18 protein-coding genes and 1 tRNA gene are annotated in these 21333 nt (G+C 38.0%); 7 read left to right on the forward strand and 12 right to left on the reverse strand.

The genetic code is table 11. From position 1 onward, the window contains the following. Positions 1 to 7: 7 nt before the first annotated feature. Positions 8 to 2296 (reverse strand): outer membrane protein assembly factor, encoded by a 2289-nt coding sequence (locus ABMA78_RS10395; protein ID WP_392859859.1) that lies wholly within the window; start codon positions 2294 to 2296, stop codon positions 8 to 10. 142 nt (positions 2297 to 2438) lie between these two features. Continuing rightward, the gene (locus tag ABMA78_RS10400) at positions 2439 to 5567 is read right to left on the reverse strand and encodes an efflux RND transporter permease subunit (protein WP_392859861.1); all 3129 of its coding nucleotides are present in this window, start codon (positions 5565 to 5567) and stop codon (positions 2439 to 2441) included. 145 nt (positions 5568 to 5712) lie between these two features. Between ABMA78_RS10400 and msrA the strand changes: the two genes are divergently transcribed. The 4 genes from msrA (at position 5713) to ABMA78_RS10420 (ending at position 9791) form a co-directional block, all read left to right on the forward strand. Further along, positions 5713 to 6771 carry a peptide-methionine (S)-S-oxide reductase MsrA gene (gene msrA / locus ABMA78_RS10405; protein WP_392859863.1) on the forward strand — a complete coding sequence of 353 codons (1059 nt, stop codon included), beginning with the start codon at positions 5713 to 5715 and terminating at the stop codon, positions 6769 to 6771. Between the two features lie 74 nt (positions 6772 to 6845). Continuing rightward, complete coding sequence (locus tag ABMA78_RS10410) at positions 6846 to 8348, forward strand: hypothetical protein (RefSeq protein WP_392859865.1); 1503 nt, start codon at positions 6846 to 6848, stop codon at positions 8346 to 8348. 2 nt (positions 8349 to 8350) lie between these two features. Next, a complete protein-coding gene (locus ABMA78_RS10415; protein ID WP_392859867.1) occupies positions 8351 to 8698 on the forward strand; it encodes a hypothetical protein in 348 nt (115 codons plus the stop codon). Continuing rightward, complete coding sequence (locus ABMA78_RS10420) at positions 8691 to 9791, forward strand: hypothetical protein (protein WP_392859868.1); 1101 nt, start codon at positions 8691 to 8693, stop codon at positions 9789 to 9791. Before ABMA78_RS10415 ends, ABMA78_RS10420 begins: the two co-directional genes overlap by 8 nt. On the opposite strand, the gene ABMA78_RS10425 is transcribed toward ABMA78_RS10420, so the two are convergent. Together ABMA78_RS10425 and ABMA78_RS10430 are read right to left on the reverse strand one after the other, a co-directional pair. Continuing rightward, a complete protein-coding gene (locus ABMA78_RS10425) occupies positions 9788 to 10909 on the reverse strand; it encodes a hypothetical protein (RefSeq protein ID WP_392859870.1) in 1122 nt (373 codons plus the stop codon). The two genes, ABMA78_RS10420 and ABMA78_RS10425, sit on opposite strands and share 4 nt — an antisense overlap. A gap of 94 nt (positions 10910 to 11003) precedes the next feature. Then, entirely contained in the window at positions 11004 to 11909 is a 906-nt protein-coding gene (locus tag ABMA78_RS10430) for a DUF6607 family protein (RefSeq protein WP_392859872.1), read from the reverse strand. Between the two features lie 195 nt (positions 11910 to 12104). Here ABMA78_RS10430 and ABMA78_RS10435 point away from each other — a divergent pair, with 195 nt between their 5' ends. Next, a complete protein-coding gene (locus ABMA78_RS10435; protein ID WP_392859874.1) occupies positions 12105 to 14330 on the forward strand; it encodes an NADP-dependent isocitrate dehydrogenase in 2226 nt (741 codons plus the stop codon). Between the two features lie 45 nt (positions 14331 to 14375). Here the strand turns inward: ABMA78_RS10435 and ABMA78_RS10440 are convergent, their stop codons facing one another. Then, on the reverse strand, positions 14376 to 15143 hold the full coding sequence (locus ABMA78_RS10440) for an STAS/SEC14 domain-containing protein (RefSeq protein WP_392859876.1): 768 nt from the start codon (positions 15141 to 15143) through the stop codon (positions 14376 to 14378). Between the two features lie 84 nt (positions 15144 to 15227). After that, positions 15228 to 16427: a lytic murein transglycosylase gene (locus ABMA78_RS10445; RefSeq protein ID WP_392859878.1), complete on the reverse strand. Its 1200-nt coding sequence runs from the start codon at positions 16425 to 16427 to the stop codon at positions 15228 to 15230. A 225-nt stretch (positions 16428 to 16652) separates the two neighbouring features. Between ABMA78_RS10445 and ABMA78_RS10450 the strand changes: the two genes are divergently transcribed. Next, entirely contained in the window at positions 16653 to 17195 is a 543-nt protein-coding gene (locus ABMA78_RS10450; RefSeq protein WP_392859880.1) for a hypothetical protein, read from the forward strand. A gap of 258 nt (positions 17196 to 17453) precedes the next feature. On the opposite strand, the gene ABMA78_RS10455 is transcribed toward ABMA78_RS10450, so the two are convergent. From ABMA78_RS10455 to ABMA78_RS10470, 4 genes are all read right to left on the reverse strand, one after another. Then, positions 17454 to 17530, reverse strand: a tRNA-Arg gene (locus ABMA78_RS10455). Positions 17531 to 17570: 40 nt separating this feature from the next. Beyond that, positions 17571 to 17954, reverse strand: coding sequence for a DUF2237 family protein (locus ABMA78_RS10460; RefSeq protein ID WP_392859881.1), 384 nt, complete (start codon positions 17952 to 17954; stop codon positions 17571 to 17573). Positions 17955 to 17971: 17 nt separating this feature from the next. After that, positions 17972 to 18325, reverse strand: coding sequence for a hypothetical protein (locus ABMA78_RS10465; protein WP_392859882.1), 354 nt, complete (start codon positions 18323 to 18325; stop codon positions 17972 to 17974). Continuing rightward, positions 18322 to 18903: an RNA polymerase sigma factor gene (locus tag ABMA78_RS10470; protein WP_392859884.1), complete on the reverse strand. Its 582-nt coding sequence runs from the start codon at positions 18901 to 18903 to the stop codon at positions 18322 to 18324. The genes ABMA78_RS10465 and ABMA78_RS10470 overlap by 4 nt, the downstream gene beginning before the upstream one ends. Positions 18904 to 19046: 143 nt before the next feature. On the opposite strand from ABMA78_RS10470, the gene ABMA78_RS10475 reads away from it, so the two are divergent. Beyond that, entirely contained in the window at positions 19047 to 19574 is a 528-nt protein-coding gene (locus ABMA78_RS10475; protein WP_392859886.1) for a hypothetical protein, read from the forward strand. A gap of 36 nt (positions 19575 to 19610) precedes the next feature. Here the strand turns inward: ABMA78_RS10475 and ABMA78_RS10480 are convergent, their stop codons facing one another. Both ABMA78_RS10480 and lipA read right to left on the reverse strand, forming a co-directional pair. Next, a complete protein-coding gene (locus ABMA78_RS10480; RefSeq protein WP_392859887.1) occupies positions 19611 to 20348 on the reverse strand; it encodes a hypothetical protein in 738 nt (245 codons plus the stop codon). Further along, the gene (gene lipA, locus ABMA78_RS10485; protein ID WP_392859889.1) at positions 20338 to 21321 is read right to left on the reverse strand and encodes a lipoyl synthase; all 984 of its coding nucleotides are present in this window, start codon (positions 21319 to 21321) and stop codon (positions 20338 to 20340) included. Before lipA ends, ABMA78_RS10480 begins: the two co-directional genes overlap by 11 nt. Between the last annotated feature and the right edge of the window lie 12 nt (positions 21322 to 21333).

Consider the following 21333-nt stretch of genomic DNA (forward strand, 5'->3'; position numbering starts at 1 on the left):
AATCTCCTTATAGGTTATAAGCAGGGTCGTATTCCCCGATAATAAAATAAAATGGTTTTGTCATATCTGAGTCTTTACTAAGTAGTGGTATTGTTAGGCCTGCCTCAAATGTTTCAGAAACAAATCCAGCATCCATTTTTGCCCTTAGGCCAAGACCTCCGACAAGCCTAAAGTCATCAAGAGCAAATGAGCTATCACCCGGACTAAAAGCATCTAGAAAAAGAACACCACTAAAGACGTCTTTATAAATAGGCATGCTATACGTTAGATTGGCCGAGACCATTGAGTTTGATCCAAGCTGTCCATCTTTACTGATTGAGCCGTACTCAAAACCTCTAATTGTTCCATTTCCACCACCTTGGAGGCGCTCATAGAATGGAGTCTGCTCAGAGGCATAGCCCAGTGTGATTCTTCCTGATAGACGATGAGCTGCACCGTCTTGATTGCGATAAATATCTCGTGCGATTTGTGCATTCACAATACTTTTAAAGAAGAGCTCTTGCTTGTTAAAAGAGGGAAGTAGGTGAATCGAAATTGTTCCATTCGTTCTAAGTCCTGCTTCATTTGAATCTTCAAATTGATAGGCAAAAGAGCCAATAAGTCCGCTCACAACATCCTTTGTGTCTGAAAGGTCTATTTCTGAAGCGTACTGTTGTGATAAACTATTTACCGAAATATACTCAAGCCTTGTTCCTAAACCTAGCTTAATATTCTTCGTTAACTGCTTCTCAAAAAGAATCCTGATGGCCGTTTTATTTTCGTTATAATGAAAACTTCTTTCCGTATCATGATTGGCAGAAAGATTAAGACTAATATTTGTCCCGAAAAGATGTTGGTCATTGTAAACCAGTCCAATACGGTTGATCTCTTTTGAGATCATCGTTGTTAAGGCCAGAGAACTTCCTGTTCCAAATAGATTGCCATCACTTAGTGAAACTCCAAAGCCGGCTCCTCCGTAAACAGAGCCTAATGAAAATTGAATTGTTTGGGTGCTATTCTCCTGAACTTGAATAATGATTTTTCCAGCATTTTTGGTCATTGGAGTATAGTCAATCTTAACATCTTTGAAATATCCACTCTTATAAAGAGCAAGAATCGATTCATTAATTTTCTTCGTATCAACAAGCTGTCCATTGTAGATTGAAATAATTTCATAAATGACTTCTGGTGATGTCTTTGTGTTTCCGACAATCTCCATCTTTATAATTTTTTGAGCAGCACCTTCTTCAATCTTTAACTTAGCGCTTTTTTGGTTTTGATCGTAGTTCATTGTGATATGAGCAAAGACATATCCTTTTTGGCCATAGAGCTCTCTAAGCTTTTGAATGGCCTCTCTTTGCTTTTTAATCGAAAATACTGACGGCAGTTCGATAGCTAAGGTTTTTAAGATCTCATCATTTGAAAAGAGATAATTCCCGTCAATTGATAAGTGGTCGAGTTTTAGCTGATTATTTTCTTTTATCAAAAAGCGCAGATTAGCTTTATTCTTATCTATTTCAAAAGATGGAGTAACTTCTACATTGATAAAGCCTTGCTCCATATAATGTTTTTTGATCGTTTCTGTATCTTCATAAAGCGTCTTTTCAATAAAAAGATTCTTGGAAAAGAGGTGACTTTCTTTTGAAGAAATAAGCTCTTTTAATTGTCGTGACTTAAAGGAATGATTACCTTGAAATTTAATATCATCAATTTTGATCTCTGGTGAGTTGAGATGGATGTCAAAGATGATACTAATCTCATCTTCTCGGTTAAGCTTTAAGCTCTTCTTTACTTCAACTAAGGCATGACCTTTTAATTTATAAAAATCTTCGATCGTGCTTAGGTCTTCAAGCATTTGTTTCGATTTAAAGAAAGCACCTCGACGAAGCTTTAGCTTAGATCTTAAGTCATTAGAAATCTCTTCTTCTAAGTTTCCATCATCAAATAGTTTAATGATAACTCTTTTAATAAGCCTCTTCTTTTGCATCTCAAACTTTATTGAGACGTGTGTTTCATCAAGAGGTAGCACCTCTAACTCAACATTCTCATAAAGCTCTTCATTTTCTCTTTTTAGATTTTCGAGATCATTAGTGATTTTTTCGACATCAAGCTTTTCACCAACTTTTGTTTCAAGCTCATTGACTCCGTAAATTAACTTACTGCCTACGTCTTCACCTAGGTCATTAAAAATAGCAAGCTCTTGTATTGAGAGCTCAAGCTGACCTGTACTATCTTGGGCAAAGGCCAAAGGAGAACACACTAGGTATGTACCTAGGAGTATTATTAGAAATTTCTTCAAAATACTGAATTTGATCATATGAAGAAATTAACATTATTTAGTCTTTGTCTTGGTGAAGTTGAAAAAACGTAAAAGGCCGTTAAAAAAATGGACAATTTATTTTATTGTAGAAAACACCTGATACTATAATGTTTTATCGTAATATCAGGTGTTTATAAGATTAATTATTATTTAAGAAGGCCTCTTCTTCTGGCAGATCTTCTGTCACTAGAAACCTCGACAGAAATGAGAAGATTGCAGGCGTTAAGAATAATGTGATGACTGTTGAGATTGCAAGGCCCCAACCCATAGTTAGCATCATTTCTGATAGCATTGAATCGTACCCCGCAAAGCCGTAGGCCGTTGGCAGAACCCCAATAACTGTTGTTAGTGTTGTCAGGATAATCGCTCTAAGTCTCGTTGAAGAGATTTGACCAATTTGTTTGTATAGCTCCTTCTTATCAGTAGTAAACTTTGTGTCTTTGATGAGTTTATCAATGAGGACAATGGAGTCGTTAACAACAACCCCAACCATTCCTAGGGCACCAATAACTGCGAAGAAGCCAAAGATCTCCATATTGTGGGCCATAAGAATATAGATAACTCCAGAAACTCCAATTGGAATAATTGTCATGATAATCAGAGGTGCCGAAAGAGACTTAAACTGGATTGTTAAAATCATATAGATAAGAGCGATAACGAGGAAGCCGGCCATCATAAAATCACCAGTTGACTCTCTTGTCTCTTCAATTTCACCAACAAAGTTAATAATTGATGAAGGATACTTTTTTAGGATATCTGGAAAGACTTCGTTCTCGTACTGATCTGCTACTTCTAGAGGAGTGATACCAGAGCTTTCTTCAATATCAGAGTAGACCATCGTTGTTCGCTTATAATCGACGCGCTCAATATTAGATGGTTTAATCACTTCTTCAATTGTAATAAAGCGAGAAATTGGTACGTAGCCACCAGTTCCATTATCAATTCTTAGTTGCTTTAGTCTTTCTATATCAACCTTGTAGTTCTTGGCCACTGTAAGCCTAACTTCAACTTCTTCATCGGTACTCTTAAGAGTATAGAGAACTGTACCTTGGACGAAAGTACGAAGGGAAGTGGTTACATCACTTGGCGTAAGCCCAAATCTTAAAATCTCATTTTGATTAATTTTAAAATTATATTCTTTTGTATTAATTGGCCTTTCAATTTCTACATTCTTTAGAGTCTTATTATTTTTTTGGTGTTGCGCAAGTAGATCTGCGATCTCTGCTCTGATCTTGTCATCATTTTCTTGAATTTGTATTTCAATCGTTGATCCTGAGCCACTTCCCCAACGAGACTTAAAGAAGCGTACCTGCTCAATATTTGGCAGATCTTTCATTTTGTCTTTAAGAATATCGATAATCTGGTTGGCCGAGAGCTTTCTTTCATCTGCCGGTAAAATTTCAATATTGATATTGGCACGGTTGTAATTAACGGCACCACCGCGTCTTGATTGTCCCACGTTAGAACGGAAACCAACGATGCTAAGCTCCTTCGTTTGTGACAGAAGGATGTCCTCGATTGGCTTTAGATATTCATTCATTTCATCTTTTGATGTACCTTTCTTCGTATAAACACTTAAACTTAGTTCCTTACTTTCTTCTCTTGGGAACATAACAAACTTCAGTTTGCTTTTAAAGAGGTAGCCAGAAAGAGCTGTCGAGGCAATGAAGGCCACGATAATTAGAGCACGGTAGTTTAGGGCCTTAGTTAGAACTTTTGCATAGATACCTTCATACTTTCTAAACCAACTTAATTCATCATCATGCTTCTTCTTAGGCTTTCTCTGGAAAACGTGGGCCGGAAGAACAGTGAAGGACTCTAGTAGAGAGGCCACAAGCATCATGGTAATAATAAATGGGAGGACATAGACAAACTTTCCAAACCAACCACCAAAGAAGAGAAGTGGTAGGAAGGCCACACATGTTGTTGCAATAGCACTTGTGATTGGCATTAAGAGACTTGCTGCATTTGTCGTTACCTTATCCATTAACTCTTTCAGAGTCCCTTTGTGATCCTCTGTGATTCGGCCAATATTTTCTGCCACGATAATGGCATCATCAACAACAATCCCCATCACGATAATAATCGCAGCAAGAGTCATATTATTAATTGTATAATCAAAAATAAGCATACAGATCAGGGTAAAACAAAGAGTAAAAGGTATCCCCATACTTACCCAAATTCCCGATTTAAAGTCGAGGAATAGAAAGAGAACAAGCACGATAAGTGCAAATCCTAATAGCCCGTTACTTGCAACAATAGCGAGTCTATTCTTAACATCATATGACTCATCATCTAGTGTAACGATTTTAAGATCATCGAGTTGACCCTTCTTATACTTTTCAATAAATGCAACAGTGGCCTTATTTGCTTCAAGAATATCAACATTGTGACTCTTCTTTAAATTAAGCATGATTCCTTCATGGCCATTGATCTTATAGATGCTATTTGTTTTCTCAAAAGATTTTCTAAACGATGCAATCTGATCGAGTGTGACACCTTCTCCTTCATAATTTCCTGTGACAAGAAGGTCCTTAAAGTCACTTTCGTCAATTAGTTCATTAATGGAAGTGACCTTTGATTGTTGAGTGTCTTCAAGAACACCGATAGGTGCTCTAATATGACTCTCTCTTAAGCTTGAAACAACTTTATGAATAGAGATTTTATTCTCTTTAATTTTTGTAGGACTTAGAAGGATATGATTTTCAGGATCAAGATAACCACTACGATCAACACCTGATACGGCAGGTAGGGTCTTAACTTGAGTTTCAAAATTTCGAACTAATTGTTGCAGACGTTCGCGATCTTCGACCGATAAGTCTCTTTTTCCTTCAAGGTAGAAACCGATATCAATATATGCTTTTTCAGAAGACTTAAATTGGTGAAAAGTTGGTAGCTCGGCTTCATTGGCCAGGTCTGCACGAAGAGCAGCATCCTGAATATCTAAATAGACTTCTCTAGGGTTAGGGTAATTCTCAAGCATAACAACAGTTATTGAACTCGAACCTGTTGAAGAAACAGAGCGAACCTCTTCAATCCCTGCAACATCTTTTAATTCTTCTTCAATTGGCTTAGTGATAAAGAATTCAACATCCTCGGCACTGGCACCAGGAAAGACTGTCATAATTCGAACATAAGGAGATTCGAAGTCTGGCATTTCTTCCTTTGGAATTTTAGTCCAAGCAAAGATTGCGATGACAAAGACACTGAAGAATAGAACGTTAGAAATTAAAAGATTATCGATAAAGTATTGTATAAATTTTTTCATATTCTAATTTTAAGTAGCCAAAATCACGAGGTCAAACTCTTTCAATCGGCAACTGACCTTTGTGTTAAGATTAGGATGTAACAATTTCGTTTTCCGCGACGAATACTTATACGAAGGAAGCTAAAGAAAGTTTCACGGAGGTAAAATGAAGTTTGTTCTCTTAACTATATTAGTCGCGTTAAGCCCTTATATTCTAGCGGCCAAGGCAACAGCAACATTTGGTGGTGGCTGTTTTTGGTGTATGGAAGCACCTTTTGAAAAGCTTAAAGGTGTAAACTCTGTTGTTTCTGGCTATATGGGTGGAACAAAGGAGAGTCCAAGTTACCAGGACGTTTCAAGTGGTAGCAGTGGCCATGTCGAAGTTGTTCAGGTTACCTACGATAACTCTCTTGTTAGCTATGAAGAGTTACTTGAAATATATTGGCAAAATATTGACCCAACTGATAGTGGAGGGCAATTCGCGGATCGTGGCAGTCAGTATCGAACTGTGATTTTTTACGAAAGTGAAAAGCAAAAACAAATTGCCCTAAACTCAAAAAATAATCTTGAGGCCTGTAAGAAGTATGACAAACCAATTGTGACGGCCATTGAAAAGGCCCATAAATTCTTTCCAGCAGAAGATTATCATCAGGACTATTATAAGAAGAACCCGATACGCTATAATGCCTATAAAGAATTATCAGGACGAGGTGGCTATATTCGTGATGTCGCCTCAAGGCCCCTAAAGTGTGAGAAGAAAAAACTAGAAAATAAAAAGGATAAAGTTATGTATAAGAAACCTGATCTAAAAGAATTAAAAGAGAAGTTATCTCCGCTAGAGTTTGAAGTGACTCAAAACGATGCAACAGAGAGGCCCTTTGCTAATAAGTATTGGGATAATAAGGAAGAGGGGATCTACGTTGATGTCGTGACAGGAGAGCCTCTTTTTAGCTCACTTGATAAGTATGATTCAGGCTCAGGCTGGCCAGCTTTCACAAAACCAATTGATCAAAAAGTTGTTAGTATGAAGCAGGATAATAAACTACTTATGACAAGAACAGAGGTTCGCTCTTCAAGCGGAGACTCTCACCTTGGCCATGTCTTTGATGATGGCCCAGGCCCAGAAGGTAAGCGCTATTGCATTAATTCAGCTGCCATGCGCTTTATCCCAAAGGCCGATCTAGAAAAAGAAGGCTATGGCCAATACCTTTCTCTATTTAAGTAGTTGAAATTACGTTCTGATTTAAGCTGTTTTCTTTAAAGATTAGGCCCAAGTCACCGATAAGACGACGAGGGCCTATGAGAAGATTATTTACCTATTTAATTGTATTCAATTTTACGTTTAATTCATTTGCATCATGTGGTGGTGTTCTTAAGTCATTTCTTGGAATGAGAAAGAGTTCTTTCTACGACACACCAGAATATGCACTAAAACAAAAGATCAATAAGCTTGAGATCTTAAATAATCGCTTGAGGAATTCGAGTGAGCACCAGGAGCCAGCGACAACTTTGGCCATTTGGAAAAAGATTGAAAGACTTGATAATAATATCTTTACGAAACACTATTCTGTTAACGTAAGAGACTGGGAAGTCTTCTTTCGTGACTTTGAGATGAACTTTATTTCATTTCAAAGACTCTCTGATATTTATAAGAAATTTGAATCAACTGAAATCACAAAAACGAAACTAAAGAGCTACGTTAGTTCAAAAGGCTATGGGAGTGAATTTCAAGAGTTTATTCTTTCGAAATTTGAAAACTCACCAAACCCAGAAATTTTCAAAATTCAATTAGACAAAGAAGTACAAAGTAACCTCCTGCATATTGGTAATCACTACTATGAGTACCGACTTGTGAGAGAGCACTTAAGGGATCTTAATGGAAGTGACCTTTGTAATAGCGAATGTGAGGAGCAGCTAAAAATTCTCCTCGCAAATCTTGGTGTGGAGAGTGAAAAAGAGCAGCGAAGCCTACCTGTTTTCTTTAAAGGGGTAAAGAGACCTGATCTTGAGGAGCTAACTAAAGTTGTTCATGAAAACCCTGTTGCCTTATTAACAAAGCTTAAGAAGGAGAGAAACGCTGAGGTTGTAAACTGGCTAATCTCTCTTATGCTTCAGCCTGAGATCATTGATTCAATCATGGGCCTTGTTTATAAATCAAAACGAATCGGAAAGTATCGCGCAGTTCGTATCTTTCAAGCATTTTATAATGCACAGGCAAGAACGATTCACTTTCCTAAAATTAATAGTATCGTTAAGAGTTTTAAAAATGATGTTGAAAAGAGCTACTCTCATTTAAAGAATGTAAATACATCTGTTCCTAAAGATGAGATCCTTGTTACTTTTGCTCGTATGGTTGATGCCCTTGCGGTTAAGAAGTGGAAGATCTTAAAAGAACATGCCAAAACAGCAGATCCTAAGTTTTATGAGCGTATGATGGCCGCTGAAGAGAAGGCCGTTGCTCGTGGTGATATTAGTATTACTCATAAGAGAAGCCTTATTGGCCAACTTATCCAATTTGTTCCTGCTTCAACGCCAATCTATCTTTATCAAAGATCTAAGCTAGAGGAGAGAGCAACAGTTACTGAAGTGGATGAAAATGGTGAAGAAATCGAGCCAAAGTCTCAGGAGACTAACCCTGAGGTTGCAATTGAGCACGGTGATGAGATGGATCTTGCTCTTGAGGAAGTTGCTGAAGTTATGGCCGAGACTCAAGAGGCCCAACGAAATCCTTCATCTGTTGAAGGAAGTTGGATTGAGAAGTTCTTTAGTAGAATTCAGACGTTCTTTAGAGCAGAAGGTTAAACATGAAGTTGGCATTGCTAATTCTAATTCCATTCCTAACTTTCGCCGTAGAAAAAGATTTTCAGATAATGAAGATTTATAAGAAAGGCGAGTTTAGAGAGGTGAAGATTTATAAGGGAAAGAATCATTCTCTTATGAATAAAGAATGCCTCAGCTCTATGCTATGCCTTAATGCTAAGGTTGCACCAAAGAAGGGAAGTGGGCTTACTGGTCACCCAGGATCAAAGGCCTGCAAAGAATTCAAAAATAGTCAGTATAAAATTCTAAAAGATGAGGATAATAATCAGTATGGCTTTTGCCTATTTTCTGATGGAAGCCTAAAGAGTGCATGGAGTTTAATCCATGATTAAATCGTTAATTATACTTATGCTTTCACTTCCTACTTTTTCGTTAGTGATCACTGAAGATATGCGCTGGAAAGAGTATGAGCATGGCGCCTATCAATACCTTCCTCCTATGGGAAGTGAGAAAGTTGTAAATAAAGTCGAAGTAAAGACGAACCCGATTGTTCGCGATCAAGATGGATTTGGGACATGTTATTTATTTGCCATGACTTCTTTAATGGATCAGTCATGTTTAAAAAGTGGCAACTGTAGCAAAGACGACCAGATCTCAGTTTTAGATGTCTTAGGAAAGACTCAACTTAAGTCTGGGAATCAAAGTGAGTTTCTAGGACTTAATGGTGGAAACCTTACTCAAGTAATTGATGCCTTAACAAAAGGGGAGAAGGTTGGCCTTAAGTTTGCCAAAGAAGAGTGTGCTCCTTATCAGCAAATTGAAAATTACAACAATCCAGATAATGACTTTCGAATTGTGGACTATCCTCAGCTTCTCGCTATTAATGAGATCTACCATCAGGTTAAGGATAACTCTTTAAAAGATGGTGTTTGTAATAAGTGTACTGAAGACTTTTTTAAAGACTTCTTTCCTTTTAGTTCTGAGATGTTAGATAGCCTCTCTCGTGCGGCAACAAAGATTACTTCAATTAATGCCTTCGAGGAATTTTTAAATGAAGTACTGATTCCTCAAAAATGTCAGGAAGACAAAAGTCAGATTAAGCTGCCACCAATTGGCTTTAAGCAAGAGCGTATCACTGATGTCGATCAATTTAGAAAGAAGATGACTGAACTTTTTGAAAAAGATAAGTCCGCTGCAATTTCAAGTTGTACTTGGACTCGCTATTGTGATGATCCTTCTGTCAGGTATATGGAGATGTGTCCAAAAGAGCAGAGACAGCGCTACTGTGGAGGTCATGCTTACTTATTGAGTGGTTTTCGAAAGATCTGCGATGATCAAAATAAATGCCGAAATCAATACCGTGTCCACAATAGTTGGGGAAAGAACTTTGATGTCTTTAACGATAGTGGATGGGTAAACGAGGATTCTCTTTTTAAGGCCTACAAAGACCTAGGCAATCAGCTCGTTACATATACTGAAGATTAATTAGTAGCATCCAGTCGTACTTTACATGTCGAACTCTTTGTTTGCGCATCATTAATCTTAAGGTTTGGATATTTTCTTAATTTCCTTAGAGCTCTTCTTTCCATATTGTAGAATGAACTTTCTCGCACGAGCTCATCACAGCCTTGTGTCCATTTCTTTGTTACCTTAAAGAACTTATTGGCCTCTTGAACAATTCGCGTATGAATAATATAGTCCTCTGTTTTTGTGACGCCACAGTCATAACATTCATCCATCATCGTTTTGTAATTTAGCTTTGCAACGATTTCTGGAAACATATAAGAGAGTGCATCTTTGGCATGTTCTCTTATATTATCAATATTGTCGCTCAGGGAGCTTCCGTTGCAAGTATATGTGAGGTATTCTTTAAAGTTATCCTTAATTGAAGAAATTGTTGATTCTGTTAACTGGATACATTCATCGTACTCCCTGCAATCCTCTGTCATATACTCATCAAAGTGTGCAACTTCCTCATCAATGTGCTGGCAGACAACTTCTTGTCTCTTATCAAATGAGAGCAGCTCATAGAGTCCATTCATTTTTGTACTATCATAGTAAGTGAGGTCTTGGATGAGATCCCCAAGGTTTATTTTCTTCTGTCTATCCAGTTCATTAAGCAGTTCTTTCTCTACACTTGAGATACCATTGTCTGATTTATTCTTAGCTGCAACTAGTTGTCCTAATTCGTTAACTAGGGGATAGTTCTCTTTAATCTTGTCAGGGTTATTCTTTATATAATCGATAGCGGCCGTAAGCTTTTGATCGTCGCTGACATTCTTTATGCTGATATTCATCTCAGTAGCGTGACGCTTATTTAGAAGCCAAAAATTATCATATGATGAGTCTTTGTAGAGCTTATCAAAGTTTTCGATATTTTCATTTTCAAGATACTTTGTCAGGGCCTCTCTTAATAGAAAGTCTTTGTAGCGAGAGCCTTCAACGATTTGAAGTACACGTGCTGGCGTCTCTTGAGCGAGCTTATCCATGCATTCACTTTGGCATTCTCCTAGCTCGTATTGTGAGCCATCAGGTGCGTAGTAGAGCTTTGCCTGTGTAGAAAGTGTACAAAGTGTAAATAAAAAGAACAGATGCTTTTTCATAAGTGCCTATAATTGTTTAGTTTAAATTATATCTACCTATATAAAAGCAATTGGAATGCCAAAGTAGGGCCCCAATAGATGAGGCCCAGTTTTTCTATCTTAGGATATGGTTTTGAATAATCGATTTAATTTTTTGAGTTGATTCTTTTGAGTCGTATGCAGGTCTAGTGCTCATTTGGTCATCTAGCTCAAATAGTCTTGCCCATAGAGGCGCACCTGTTTTCTTAAAATCAATCTTCACTGAGTCTTCAGAATAAAGTTCTTTATCCCATACACTAACAACATCTCGCCAGAAGTACTTATGAGTCTTCCACCAATCAATGGCCGGTTGACAGCGGCTATCATCAACTTTTTGGTAAGTGTTGTAGCTCTTTTCCATGGCCAACTTAAGTTCCATTCCATTCTCAAGCATATCTAATTTGATATTGTCTTGGTCATGAACATGCCCGTATGAAGTCTGCTCATGGCGGTTCGTTCTTCTAAGTACATTATAGTCACTACGCTTAGAGAATTCTCTTCTTGGAAGTGGAGCATTTGCTGTACATTCCCAGTAAGAAGTTTTATCAGTATGAATCCATGGCGCCGAACACTCATATCTTGGAGAGTCATCAACTTGATAAACTCTTTGTACCCAATTTCCCTGTGGATTCTTTACGGCCTTATTATTCCAATTACTAAAACCTCTATAGTCTAGTGCATTTGTCGCTTCCCAGTCCCACTGTTGTCTCCAGTGCTTAACAATGGCATGAGGTGTAACTAGAATATGTTGAAGATTTACCATGTCCTCATTTTCTGAATCAACAAAGATCCACTCTAGCGCACCAGAAGAGTAGCGATCGTAGAAGTCGTAGTCATTGCTATAAGCAAATGTTTCAGCTGATTGAAATTTAATGGCATAGCATCCAGTCATCTTTTTGATCTCTTGGATATCTTTACTCTTATCAATTGTTAGCCCTGCAAATGCTGGAAGAGCAAGCGCAAGAAGTACTAGAAATTTCATATTTTCTCCCCCGAAAATGGTTGCGTGTGATATTGTGGTTGATTATTTAAACTTGTGTATGAGTTGTCAAACTAATTTGAAGTAAATAATTTGGATTACTTTTCCGTGATGCGCAGCCAATGGACGAAGTTATTGGTTTTATTATAGAATAGGGCGTTTTATAAATTTCTTTAAACACATAACACGGGATGTAAAATGTCAGACAACTCAAAGATCATTTACACTATTACTGATGAAGCGCCAGCGCTAGCGACTCAGTCACTTCTTCCAATCGTTAAAGCTTTTACAAAGCATGCAGGGATCGACGTTACAACTCGTGATATCTCTCTTGCAGGAAGAATCCTTGCTCACTTTCCTGAATTTCTTTCGGATGAGCAAAAACAATCAGACGACCTAGCTTTCTTAGGTGAGCTAGCAAAAAAAGCTGAAGCTAATATCATTAAGCTTCCAAATATTTCAGCTTCAATTCCTCAGCTTTCAGCTGCGATCAAAGAACTTCAAGACCACGGTTTTAAGGTTCCTAATTACCCAGATGCACCATCAACTGATGAAGAAAAAGACATCGCTACTCGTTACGCGAAAGTTCTTGGTTCAGCTGTAAACCCTGTTCTTCGTGAAGGGAACTCGGATCGTCGTGTTGCAGGGCCGGTAAAAGAATATGCAAAAGCAAACCCACATAGAATGGGAGCATGGAGTAGTGATTCTAAGTCACACGTTGCTCACATGGATGCAAATGATTTCTATGGTTCTGAAAAGTCAGCAATCATGGCAAATGCAACTGATGTTAAAATCACTCTTAAGCAAAATGATGGGACAGAAGTTGTTCTAAAAGAAAAAGTATCTCTTCTTAAAGATGAAATCATTGATGCTGGTGTTATGAGTGCAAATGCTCTTAGAGAGTTCTTCGCTAAGAATATTGCCGACGCAAAAGAAAAAGACATCCTTTTCTCTGTTCACCTAAAAGCAACAATGATGAAAGTAAGTGATCCAATTATGTTTGGTCACTGTGTAGAAGTTTACTTCAAAGATGTATTTGAAAAATATGCAGCTGAGTTCAAAGAACTTGGTGTTAACTCTGCTAACGGTCTTGGTTCTGTTTATGCAAAACTTGCAGGTTTACCTGCTGAAAAAAAAGCAGAGATCGAAGGTGCTCTAGATCTAGCAATCGAAAATGGGCCACGCCTAGCAATGGTTGATTCAGATAAAGGGATCACAAACCTACACGTTCCATCTGACGTTATTATCGATGCTTCAATGCCTGCGGCAATTAGAACTTCGGGACAGATGTGGAATAAAGATGGAAAGCAAGAAGATACTAAATTCTGTATTCCAGACAGAAGCTACGCTCAAATGTATCAAGAAGTTATTTCTTTCTGTAAAGAAAACGGAGCATTTGATCCAAAGACTATGGGAACAGTTCCAAATGTTGGTCTTATGGCAAAGAAAGCTGAAGAGTATGGATCACACGATAAAACATTTAAGATTCCTGCTGCAGGTGAAGTTGTTGTGACTGATTCAGAAGGTAACACTGTATTTACTCACGCAGTTGAAGCAGGTGATATCTGGAGAATGTGTCAAACAAAAGACGTTGCAGTACGTGACTGGGTTAAGCTTGGTGTAACTCGTGCTCGTCTTACAAATACTCCGGCAGTATTCTGGCTAGATGAGAATCGTGGTCACGATGCAAACCTAATTACAAAAGTAAATGAATACCTAAAAGATCATGATACAGCTGGACTTGAGATTAAAATCCTTGATCCTGTAAAAGCAATCCGTTACTCGATGGAGAGAATCATTAAAGGTGAGGATACTATTTCTGTAACAGGTAACGTTCTACGTGACTACCTAACAGATCTATTCCCAATTTTAGAGCTTGGAACTTCTGCAAAGATGCTTTCAATTGTTCCACTTCTTGCTGGTGGTGGATTATTTGAAACAGGTGCTGGTGGATCAGCTCCTAAACACGTTGGGCAATTTACAGCTGAAAACCACTTAAGATGGGATTCACTTGGAGAGTTCTTAGCTCTTGGTGTTTCACTTGAAGATCTTGCAATTAAAACTGGAAATGCTAAGGCCAAAGTTCTTGCAGCGACTCTTGACCAAGCAAATACTGCATTCCTTAAGAATGATAAGTCACCATCAAGAAAAGTAGGTGAGCTTGATAACAGAGGTTCTCACTACTTCCTAGCTCAGTACTGGGCAAAAGCTCTTGCTGATCAAAATGATGATGCTGAATTAAAAGAAATCTTCACTCCAGTAGCTTCAAACCTAGTAGAAAATGAAGCGAAGATTGTTGAAGAATTAAATAGTGCACAAGGTGGCGCTGTTGATATGGGTGGGTACTATCATCCAAATCTTGAATTAGTTGCAAAGGCAATGAGACCTTCAGCTACTTTCAACACTGTTATTGATTCACTTTAATAAATACAATAGCAAAAAAAGGCCCTCTTAAAAGAGGGCCTTCTTTCATACGGCACGCATCTCATCTTTCGATTCAATATTTCTCAGCCAGTTCCGTGCTTCGTTAATCGCGCCGTACTCAAAGACTGCAACATCAACACTATCTAAATGATCACTGACAACTGAAGCAGAGCTTCGAATTAGTTGATTACTTGTACAAATGCCGACTTTTTCAATGTGTTCGCGGTTGTCCTTAAGGAATTCAAAATGCCTAAGCAGTGATCTTAGATCATCCCACCCTGGAAATTGTTCTGAGTTTAGAATAATTCCAGAAATGACTTTCGTTTCTTTGTAAACTTGATTGAGTAGATTTTGAATTTTCTCAAAGTCATTAACACGTAGGGGATGAAAGGAAGTTAGGGTGAGGATATTGTCATTCTTATCAAAATGAAACTCGATATCTGATTCAACTTCTCGCATAAGCCAGTCTTTGGCCTCATCTAGTTCGTCAATATTATAAGACTTAAAATCAATTGGAATGATTGGAGCAAATAATTTTACTGCTCCCGTAATAAGTGCACTGTCTGTCACAACGGCACATCTTTTCATGACGTTAAAATATTTTAGGCCCATGGCCGTATCTTCAAAGACTGCACCAGGAGTGTAGCCTTCATAAGTTTCATTTAAGTAAAATAAAATTCCTACTTTCTCTTCTTTCTTTAGCGCCTCATCTAGAATTGGTTCAAGAACATTAATATAATCATCTTTAGTTATACGCCCTGAACCTTCAATACCGACGATTCCCTTTTGTAACCCTTTCATCACTTTCAACATATATTCTCCTTTCCGGTGAAGTGTTAACTAAGATAGTGACTACTTCATCGGAGAGGAGAGTGATATTTAAACTTAAGATTTTATTTATTTTAAAAGAATTTGATCGGCCAGATCTTTAGTTAAGTAACCATCTGGTGTGATTCCTTGAGATACTTGGAATCGTTGAATTGCTGCAGTTGTTTGCTTTCCTGGAATCCCATCAACTGGGCCAGCTTCAAAGCCTAACTCATTTAGTTTTGCTTGAATCTTCTTTGCCATTTCAAATGACATGAAAGACTTTTCATTCAAGTTAAACTTATCAAAGTAATCACCACGCTTGGCAATTAAGTCAGAAAGAACACCTATTCCAAGTGCATATTTCTCAGAATTATTCCATTTAAAGATCGTAAAGAAATTTGGATAAACAATAAAGGCAGGCCCGTTAGCTCCCTGTGGAAGATAAATTGCAGTCTTTCCACTTGTGTATGGAAGTTGAGTACCACCTTTTAAAGTGATTCCGCGATCAACCCAGTACTGTAGGTCTTCTTTATATTTTAGGCCACTATGGAAATAGTCAAAGTCACTTGGAAGTTCAATTTCATGTCCCCAGCTCTCATCTCCATTCCAACCAACTGATGATAAGAAGTTGGCCGAAGAGCCTAGGAAGTCACGACGGTTTTCCCACATATTAATATGACCATCTTTATCGTAGTCGATTGCATAGGCCAGCATTGTTGAAGGCATAAATTGAGTTGAGCCCATTGCACCGGCCCATGAACCTTGCATGCGCTCACTTGGATATGAGTAAATACCTCTTTGTAACATCGTAAGTGCATTGATGAGTTCTCTCTTAAAGAAGGCCGATCGACGCCCATCATATGAGAGAGTTACAAGAGAGCGAATAATATCAAGCTTTCCTGTAATCGATGAAAAATTTGTTTCAAGGGCCCAGAATGATAAAAGGAAGCGGTCTTGAAATTTATAGTCATCCCAAATATCAAGGAAGATATTTTCTAGTTCGGCCTGATACCTTTGGCCTTTTTCAATTCTTGCCTCACTAATCACAATGTCTAAGTACCTTCCGACACTCATGACAAACTCAGGTTGTCTGCGGTCATACTTAATAACATCTTCATTGAATGTGACACCTTCAAAGGCATCATCAAGTAGGGCATACGAGAAGCCATGCTCTTGATTAAGCTCAATTTTTAGCTCATTTAGCCAGTCATTGAATTCTGTTGTTGGAGTAGTTGATGAGGCAAAAATATTAATTGCCATAAGCGTTATTGTGATTAGTTTCTTCATTGGATGAAGGTACACGTTAGGGTTCTGTATTTGAAGACGCGAGGGGTCTATTGTCAGAATATTTTATGATTTAGCGACTTAAGTAGCTGAATTCTTATTGTAGTTAAGTGTCTAAACTTTGGGCCTCATGGAAACATTTTCAATTTAGCAAAGAGTGGATTTATTAAGTGATAACTTGTCCTTATTCAAACAACAAAAAACACGACCCCTTTTAGGAGACTAAAGATGAAAAAACTTATGTTGGCCACTGCACTTATTTGCTCATTTTCTTCATTTGCAAACGAGCTTGATCTCAACCTAGAGGCACAAGCTATTCAAGATGTTGAAGAGAGATATGACGAGTCTGGACTTTATTACAACGTAAGATTAAGTGTTCCAATTCTTCCAAGTGATATCACTGGGGCCGTGGGCTACCAAAGTGAAGATGAACTTTTTGAAGTTGAAGCATATGCAGGAGTTCGCGCCATTCGATACTTAAATGCTCAGGATAAGTCTTTGCATATTCCATATGGTGCAAGAGTTCGTGTTGCTCTTGATAAATCGCGAAGCCTTTACTTGGAATATCAAAGAGAGGAAGTCGCTGACTTAGGAAATGACGATGGCCTTTTAGAAAAAGAAAATATGTTCTCACTAATAAAGTATAACTCAGATAAGACAATGTTCTTTGGTTGTGGTGTTGCTAAGAGTGTTCACCACGCTTGGAGTAATGAGAGTCATAGTCCAGAAGACTCAACTTATGTTGAGTGCAATTTTGGGAAAAGATTTTAATTAGGTACGCGTACCGGGACCCGTAACCGAAAGCCGCAAACTCGCTACGCTCGTTTTAGCTTCCTTGAGTCACATTCATCTGTGCTTCAAAACTGCCCTTTGGGGCACTTTTGCCGCACGATGTGGCCCGGCTCGATCGCTTCCGCTCGCATCCAGCTCGCTCTTCGCTATCGCGCGCTCCCTCGCTTCTCGTCCTCCTCATTCAATTAGATGATCTGCTTAATTTATAAATTTTGTGATTTAAAAAAAGGACTATAGTGGCGCGGCCGGGAGGACTCGAACCCCCGACATTCAGATCCGAAGTCTGACGTTCTATCCAACTGAACTACGGCCGCATTCGATATATTGTATTCGTTATCTGTGGGCCAGTAAAGCTTAAGCTTTGTTATAGGCCATCTCTGTTAGAAATTGCATAGGAACGACGGCCAGTGTTTCTTCGTGGCACGCTTCTAAGATAATTGGACAAGCCTTTCCGGCCTTGTACGCCGTAAGCCATCGCCCTGCACAGAGGCACCAGCGATCACCTGGTTTTAAACCGGCAAATTGGAATTGTGGCATTGGAGTTGATAGGTCATTGCCATCGGCCCTAGAGAACTCAAGAAACTCTTCAGTAACGATACAGCAAACCGTATGCATTCCTCTGTCGTTGATATCTGTGCGGCAAAAACCATCGCGCCAAAAACCTGTCATTGGTGTACACCCACACATCTGTAGGGGAGTTCCTAATACATTTAAATGGCCGTTGCTTTCACTTGTCACAAACTTTCCTTCGTTCTTTAATAATCACTGTATTCTGTATCAATGTCATTATATGAGAGGGTGTTAACTTCATCAAGGCTTTCTAGGACATGGTCATCATTTGAAAAGTTACTTTCGATATAAGCTAAGTAATCCTTCACATTGCTTGTTGTGTTCGAAGGTTGACTGACATTAAGGAAAAGAACGAGAGCAAGACAGAAAGTTGCACTCGCAAGCGCAATACTCAGCCATTGCTTTTTCTTCTTCTGTTTAAGTTTTAGATGATCTTCAAACTTTGTTTTAAAAGCGGCCTTCATCTCTTTTGGTGGATTGAGAGTCGCCTTTGATTTTAATTTTGTTTTAATATTCATCTCATTAATTGAATCTTTCATAAAGACTCCATTCTGTTTTCAAGTGTTTCTTTTAATTTTAACTTAGCGCGATTAATTAAGTTCTTTATTGCTTGTCTCGACTTACCTAGGATTTCTGCGATTTCATCCCCTGAGCAATCATCCATCCAAAGGGTGATGGCCTGTCTCTGCATTGAAGGAAGTTTTGAAATGGCCTCAATAATGACCTCTGAGTTAGCTTCTTCAATGAGTTTTTCCAGGGCCGATAATTGATCATCTTCGATATTTACGATCACACTTTCATCTGGAATGTTTTGTTCTTTCATCTTTTTGAGGTAGTCATAACTTTTATTTCGCGCAATTGTCCAAAGCCAAGTCGATACTTGATATTCCTTTCGATACATTTTCCTTTTGTCATATAAAGTTAAAAAAGCATCGTGAACAATCTCTTGTGCCTTTTGTTCGTCTAAGAGAATGTAATAAACGAATTGGTAAAGCTTTGAACTTAGTCTTTGATAAAGGGCCTCGAACGCCTGGTGATCATCATTTTTTGCAACAACTTCCATCAGGTCTGATGAGCCTAGTTTTGATTGCGAATTTGACCAGATAAAGTTCTTCATTATACGCATACCTATTATACGAATATTGCTATCAAAGGTTTCGCCCCCTTAATAAAGTGCTATAATATTCACTAGTTACTGGCCTGTGAAACCTTTTTTTATAAGAATAGTATAACAGTTAACTGGATAAATAGGAGAAAATGATGAAAACTCTTTCGATTATGATTTTAACTTTTTTATTAGCTTTTTCTTCACTTGCTGATCGTGGTGGAAGGGGAGAGAGGAAGCATAAAAAAGACCGTGGTGCTCGTTATGAAAAGATGACTGAAATGGATGGAGATTTTTCTAAGCTCTCTAAAGGAGATCTTAAGAAGCTAGAAAATGAGTTTGCAAAATTTCAAGACAATCAACATAAGAAGAAGGTTGCATTTGAAAAGAAAATGTTTTCACAAAGAGAGAAGTTTTTAAAAGATAATGAAGCTCAGATGCTTAAGCATTTAGATGAAATTTATGCTCTTAAGAAGAAGTTACAATTTGGTAAAAAAGAAGAGAATAAACAAATTAGAAAACAAATTAGAGAAAAGAGTAAAGAGTTTAGAAAAAATATGAAAAAGCTTCGCCATCAAGATCAGCGTGGGGAAATAAAAGGCATGAAGAAAGAGTTTCATGAAGAAATGAAGGCCGAGAGAAAGAAGTTTAAAGAGAAGATTAAGTCGTACCGTAGTCAGTAAGACAGATATAAAAAGGGCCTTAGTTGAGGCCCTTTTTTAATTCTTATAAATTTCTTGAACTAATTGATTAATAAATCTCATGCGATATTCTTCATGATTTGTATTAAGGTCATCTGAAGATATATTCACAAGAGTATTGTAGATATCTCCAGGTAGGCCACATGGAAAAGTCATCATTAGTGCCTTATTCATTCTCTCTGATGGATATACATTTAGCGCCATTCCATGCATTGAGACGAATTTCTTAAGCTGAACACCCATTGATGCAACTTTCTTTTCTCCATGCCATAATCCTAATAATGGACGGTCGAAATCGAGATCACTAATTGTACTATCACTTAAACCAATAGCATTAACTGTACTTTTAAAAAGATTATTGATTAGCTCAATCGTTCTTAGTTTTTGTTGTGCAATATTTACGATTGGATAAACAATGACCTGTCCTGGGTGGTGGAAAGTTAGACCGCCACCGCGCTTGATTTCCACAACTGGAACATCAATCTTGCCCACAAGGGCCTGGTCAAAATCTACTAATCCATGTTCTTCAATTTGGTTTCTTTGTAGACCTCTTCCCATTGTGAAGACTTCTGGGTGAGAAGTGATGATATAAACCATCTGTTCTGGATTATCATAGATATATTCATTGGCCTTTTCTTGAAAAGCTAGTGCTTCAAGGTAGTCCCAATTATCTTTGTGAAATATATGAGTTTGGTTCTTGGACTCAAGAGTGTAGTTCTTGATACCAAGTTCATTAATTAAATCGTTAAACGTCATGGCCTTTTGCCCTTAGGTGATCAAGATAATCTGCTGCCTTGTAACTACTTCTTACCATTGGCCCTGAAGCGACGAACTCAAAGCCCATTTCATAAGCAATTTCTTTGTAACGATCAAACTCTTGAGGCCTATAGTAGCGATCAACTTTTAAGTGTCTCATTGTCGGGCGCATATATTGACCAAAAGTGACGATGTCACAACCAACTTCTCTAAGGTCTTTAAGTGTTTCTAGAATTTCTTCATGAGTTTCACCAAGCCCTAGCATGAGAGAAGTCTTAGTCGAAATATGTGGGTAATTCTCTTTGTAGAACTTTAAGCAGTTTAAAGTCTTTTCATAGCCTGCACGACGATCACGTACATCGTGAGTGAGCCTTCTTACTGTTTCAACATTTTGAGCAATAACAAATGGATTACTCTTTGCAAGAGTGTGCATATGTTCTTGGGCAGCATTGAAGTCTGGAATAAGAACTTCAACAAGTGTGTCAGGATAGTCCTTATTAATTCTTTTTACGACGCTGGCAAAGTGGCCAGCGCCAAAGTCCGGGAGGTCGTCACGGTCAACACTTGTTACAACAAGATACTTAAGAGACATTGTCTCAACCATCTTGGCAGCATTTTCGATCTCATTGAAATCGACAATTCCCTTTGGGTTTCCAGTATCAACGTGACAGAATTTACAAGCACGGGTGCAAGTACCACCTAGGATCATCATTGTTGCTGTCTTTGCAGACCAACACTCTGACATATTTGGACAACTTGCTTCTTCGCAAACTGTAAAAAGTTGCTTTTCTCTTAATTCTTTTCTGACTTCTTTGAAGTTATCACCAGTTGGGATTTTATTTCTCAACCACTCTGGCTTTCTTTCTAGGTTGCGTGCCTCTTGTTTCTTTCCAACATTAAGGCGTGCTTTCTTTTCTTGAATTTTCTTACGAGATTCTTCGTAATCCATTTGATTTACTTGGTTATCAGTCATTTATTTAATCCT

The organism is Halobacteriovorax sp. RZ-2 (genome assembly GCF_043196685.1).
Classification (GTDB): domain Bacteria; phylum Bdellovibrionota; class Bacteriovoracia; order Bacteriovoracales; family Bacteriovoracaceae; genus Halobacteriovorax_A.

What these genes read in the sequence shown, in the direction of transcription:
- ABMA78_RS10395 (WP_392859859.1), bottom strand. Translation starts at nt 2,296, where the DNA reads ATGATCAAATTCAGTATTTTGAAGAAATTTCTAATAATACTCCTAGGT.
- ABMA78_RS10475 (WP_392859886.1), top strand. Translation starts at nt 19,047, where the DNA reads ATGAAAACTCTTTCGATTATGATTTTAACTTTTTTATTAGCTTTTTCT.
- ABMA78_RS10445 (WP_392859878.1), bottom strand. Translation starts at nt 16,427, where the DNA reads ATGAAGAAACTAATCACAATAACGCTTATGGCAATTAATATTTTTGCC.
- ABMA78_RS10440 (WP_392859876.1), bottom strand. Translation starts at nt 15,143, where the DNA reads ATGTTGAAAGTGATGAAAGGGTTACAAAAGGGAATCGTCGGTATTGAA.
- ABMA78_RS10400 (WP_392859861.1), bottom strand. Translation starts at nt 5,567, where the DNA reads ATGAAAAAATTTATACAATACTTTATCGATAATCTTTTAATTTCTAAC.
- ABMA78_RS10480 (WP_392859887.1), bottom strand. Translation starts at nt 20,348, where the DNA reads ATGACGTTTAACGATTTAATTAATGAACTTGGTATCAAGAACTACACT.
- ABMA78_RS10420 (WP_392859868.1), top strand. Translation starts at nt 8,691, where the DNA reads ATGATTAAATCGTTAATTATACTTATGCTTTCACTTCCTACTTTTTCG.
- ABMA78_RS10450 (WP_392859880.1), top strand. Translation starts at nt 16,653, where the DNA reads ATGAAAAAACTTATGTTGGCCACTGCACTTATTTGCTCATTTTCTTCA.
- ABMA78_RS10410 (WP_392859865.1), top strand. Translation starts at nt 6,846, where the DNA reads ATGAGAAGATTATTTACCTATTTAATTGTATTCAATTTTACGTTTAAT.
- ABMA78_RS10435 (WP_392859874.1), top strand. Translation starts at nt 12,105, where the DNA reads ATGTCAGACAACTCAAAGATCATTTACACTATTACTGATGAAGCGCCA.
- ABMA78_RS10415 (WP_392859867.1), top strand. Translation starts at nt 8,351, where the DNA reads ATGAAGTTGGCATTGCTAATTCTAATTCCATTCCTAACTTTCGCCGTA.
- ABMA78_RS10470 (WP_392859884.1), bottom strand. Translation starts at nt 18,903, where the DNA reads ATGAAGAACTTTATCTGGTCAAATTCGCAATCAAAACTAGGCTCATCA.
- msrA (WP_392859863.1), top strand. Translation starts at nt 5,713, where the DNA reads ATGAAGTTTGTTCTCTTAACTATATTAGTCGCGTTAAGCCCTTATATT.
- ABMA78_RS10430 (WP_392859872.1), bottom strand. Translation starts at nt 11,909, where the DNA reads ATGAAATTTCTAGTACTTCTTGCGCTTGCTCTTCCAGCATTTGCAGGG.
- ABMA78_RS10465 (WP_392859882.1), bottom strand. Translation starts at nt 18,325, where the DNA reads ATGAAAGATTCAATTAATGAGATGAATATTAAAACAAAATTAAAATCA.
- lipA (WP_392859889.1), bottom strand. Translation starts at nt 21,321, where the DNA reads ATGACTGATAACCAAGTAAATCAAATGGATTACGAAGAATCTCGTAAG.
- ABMA78_RS10425 (WP_392859870.1), bottom strand. Translation starts at nt 10,909, where the DNA reads ATGAAAAAGCATCTGTTCTTTTTATTTACACTTTGTACACTTTCTACA.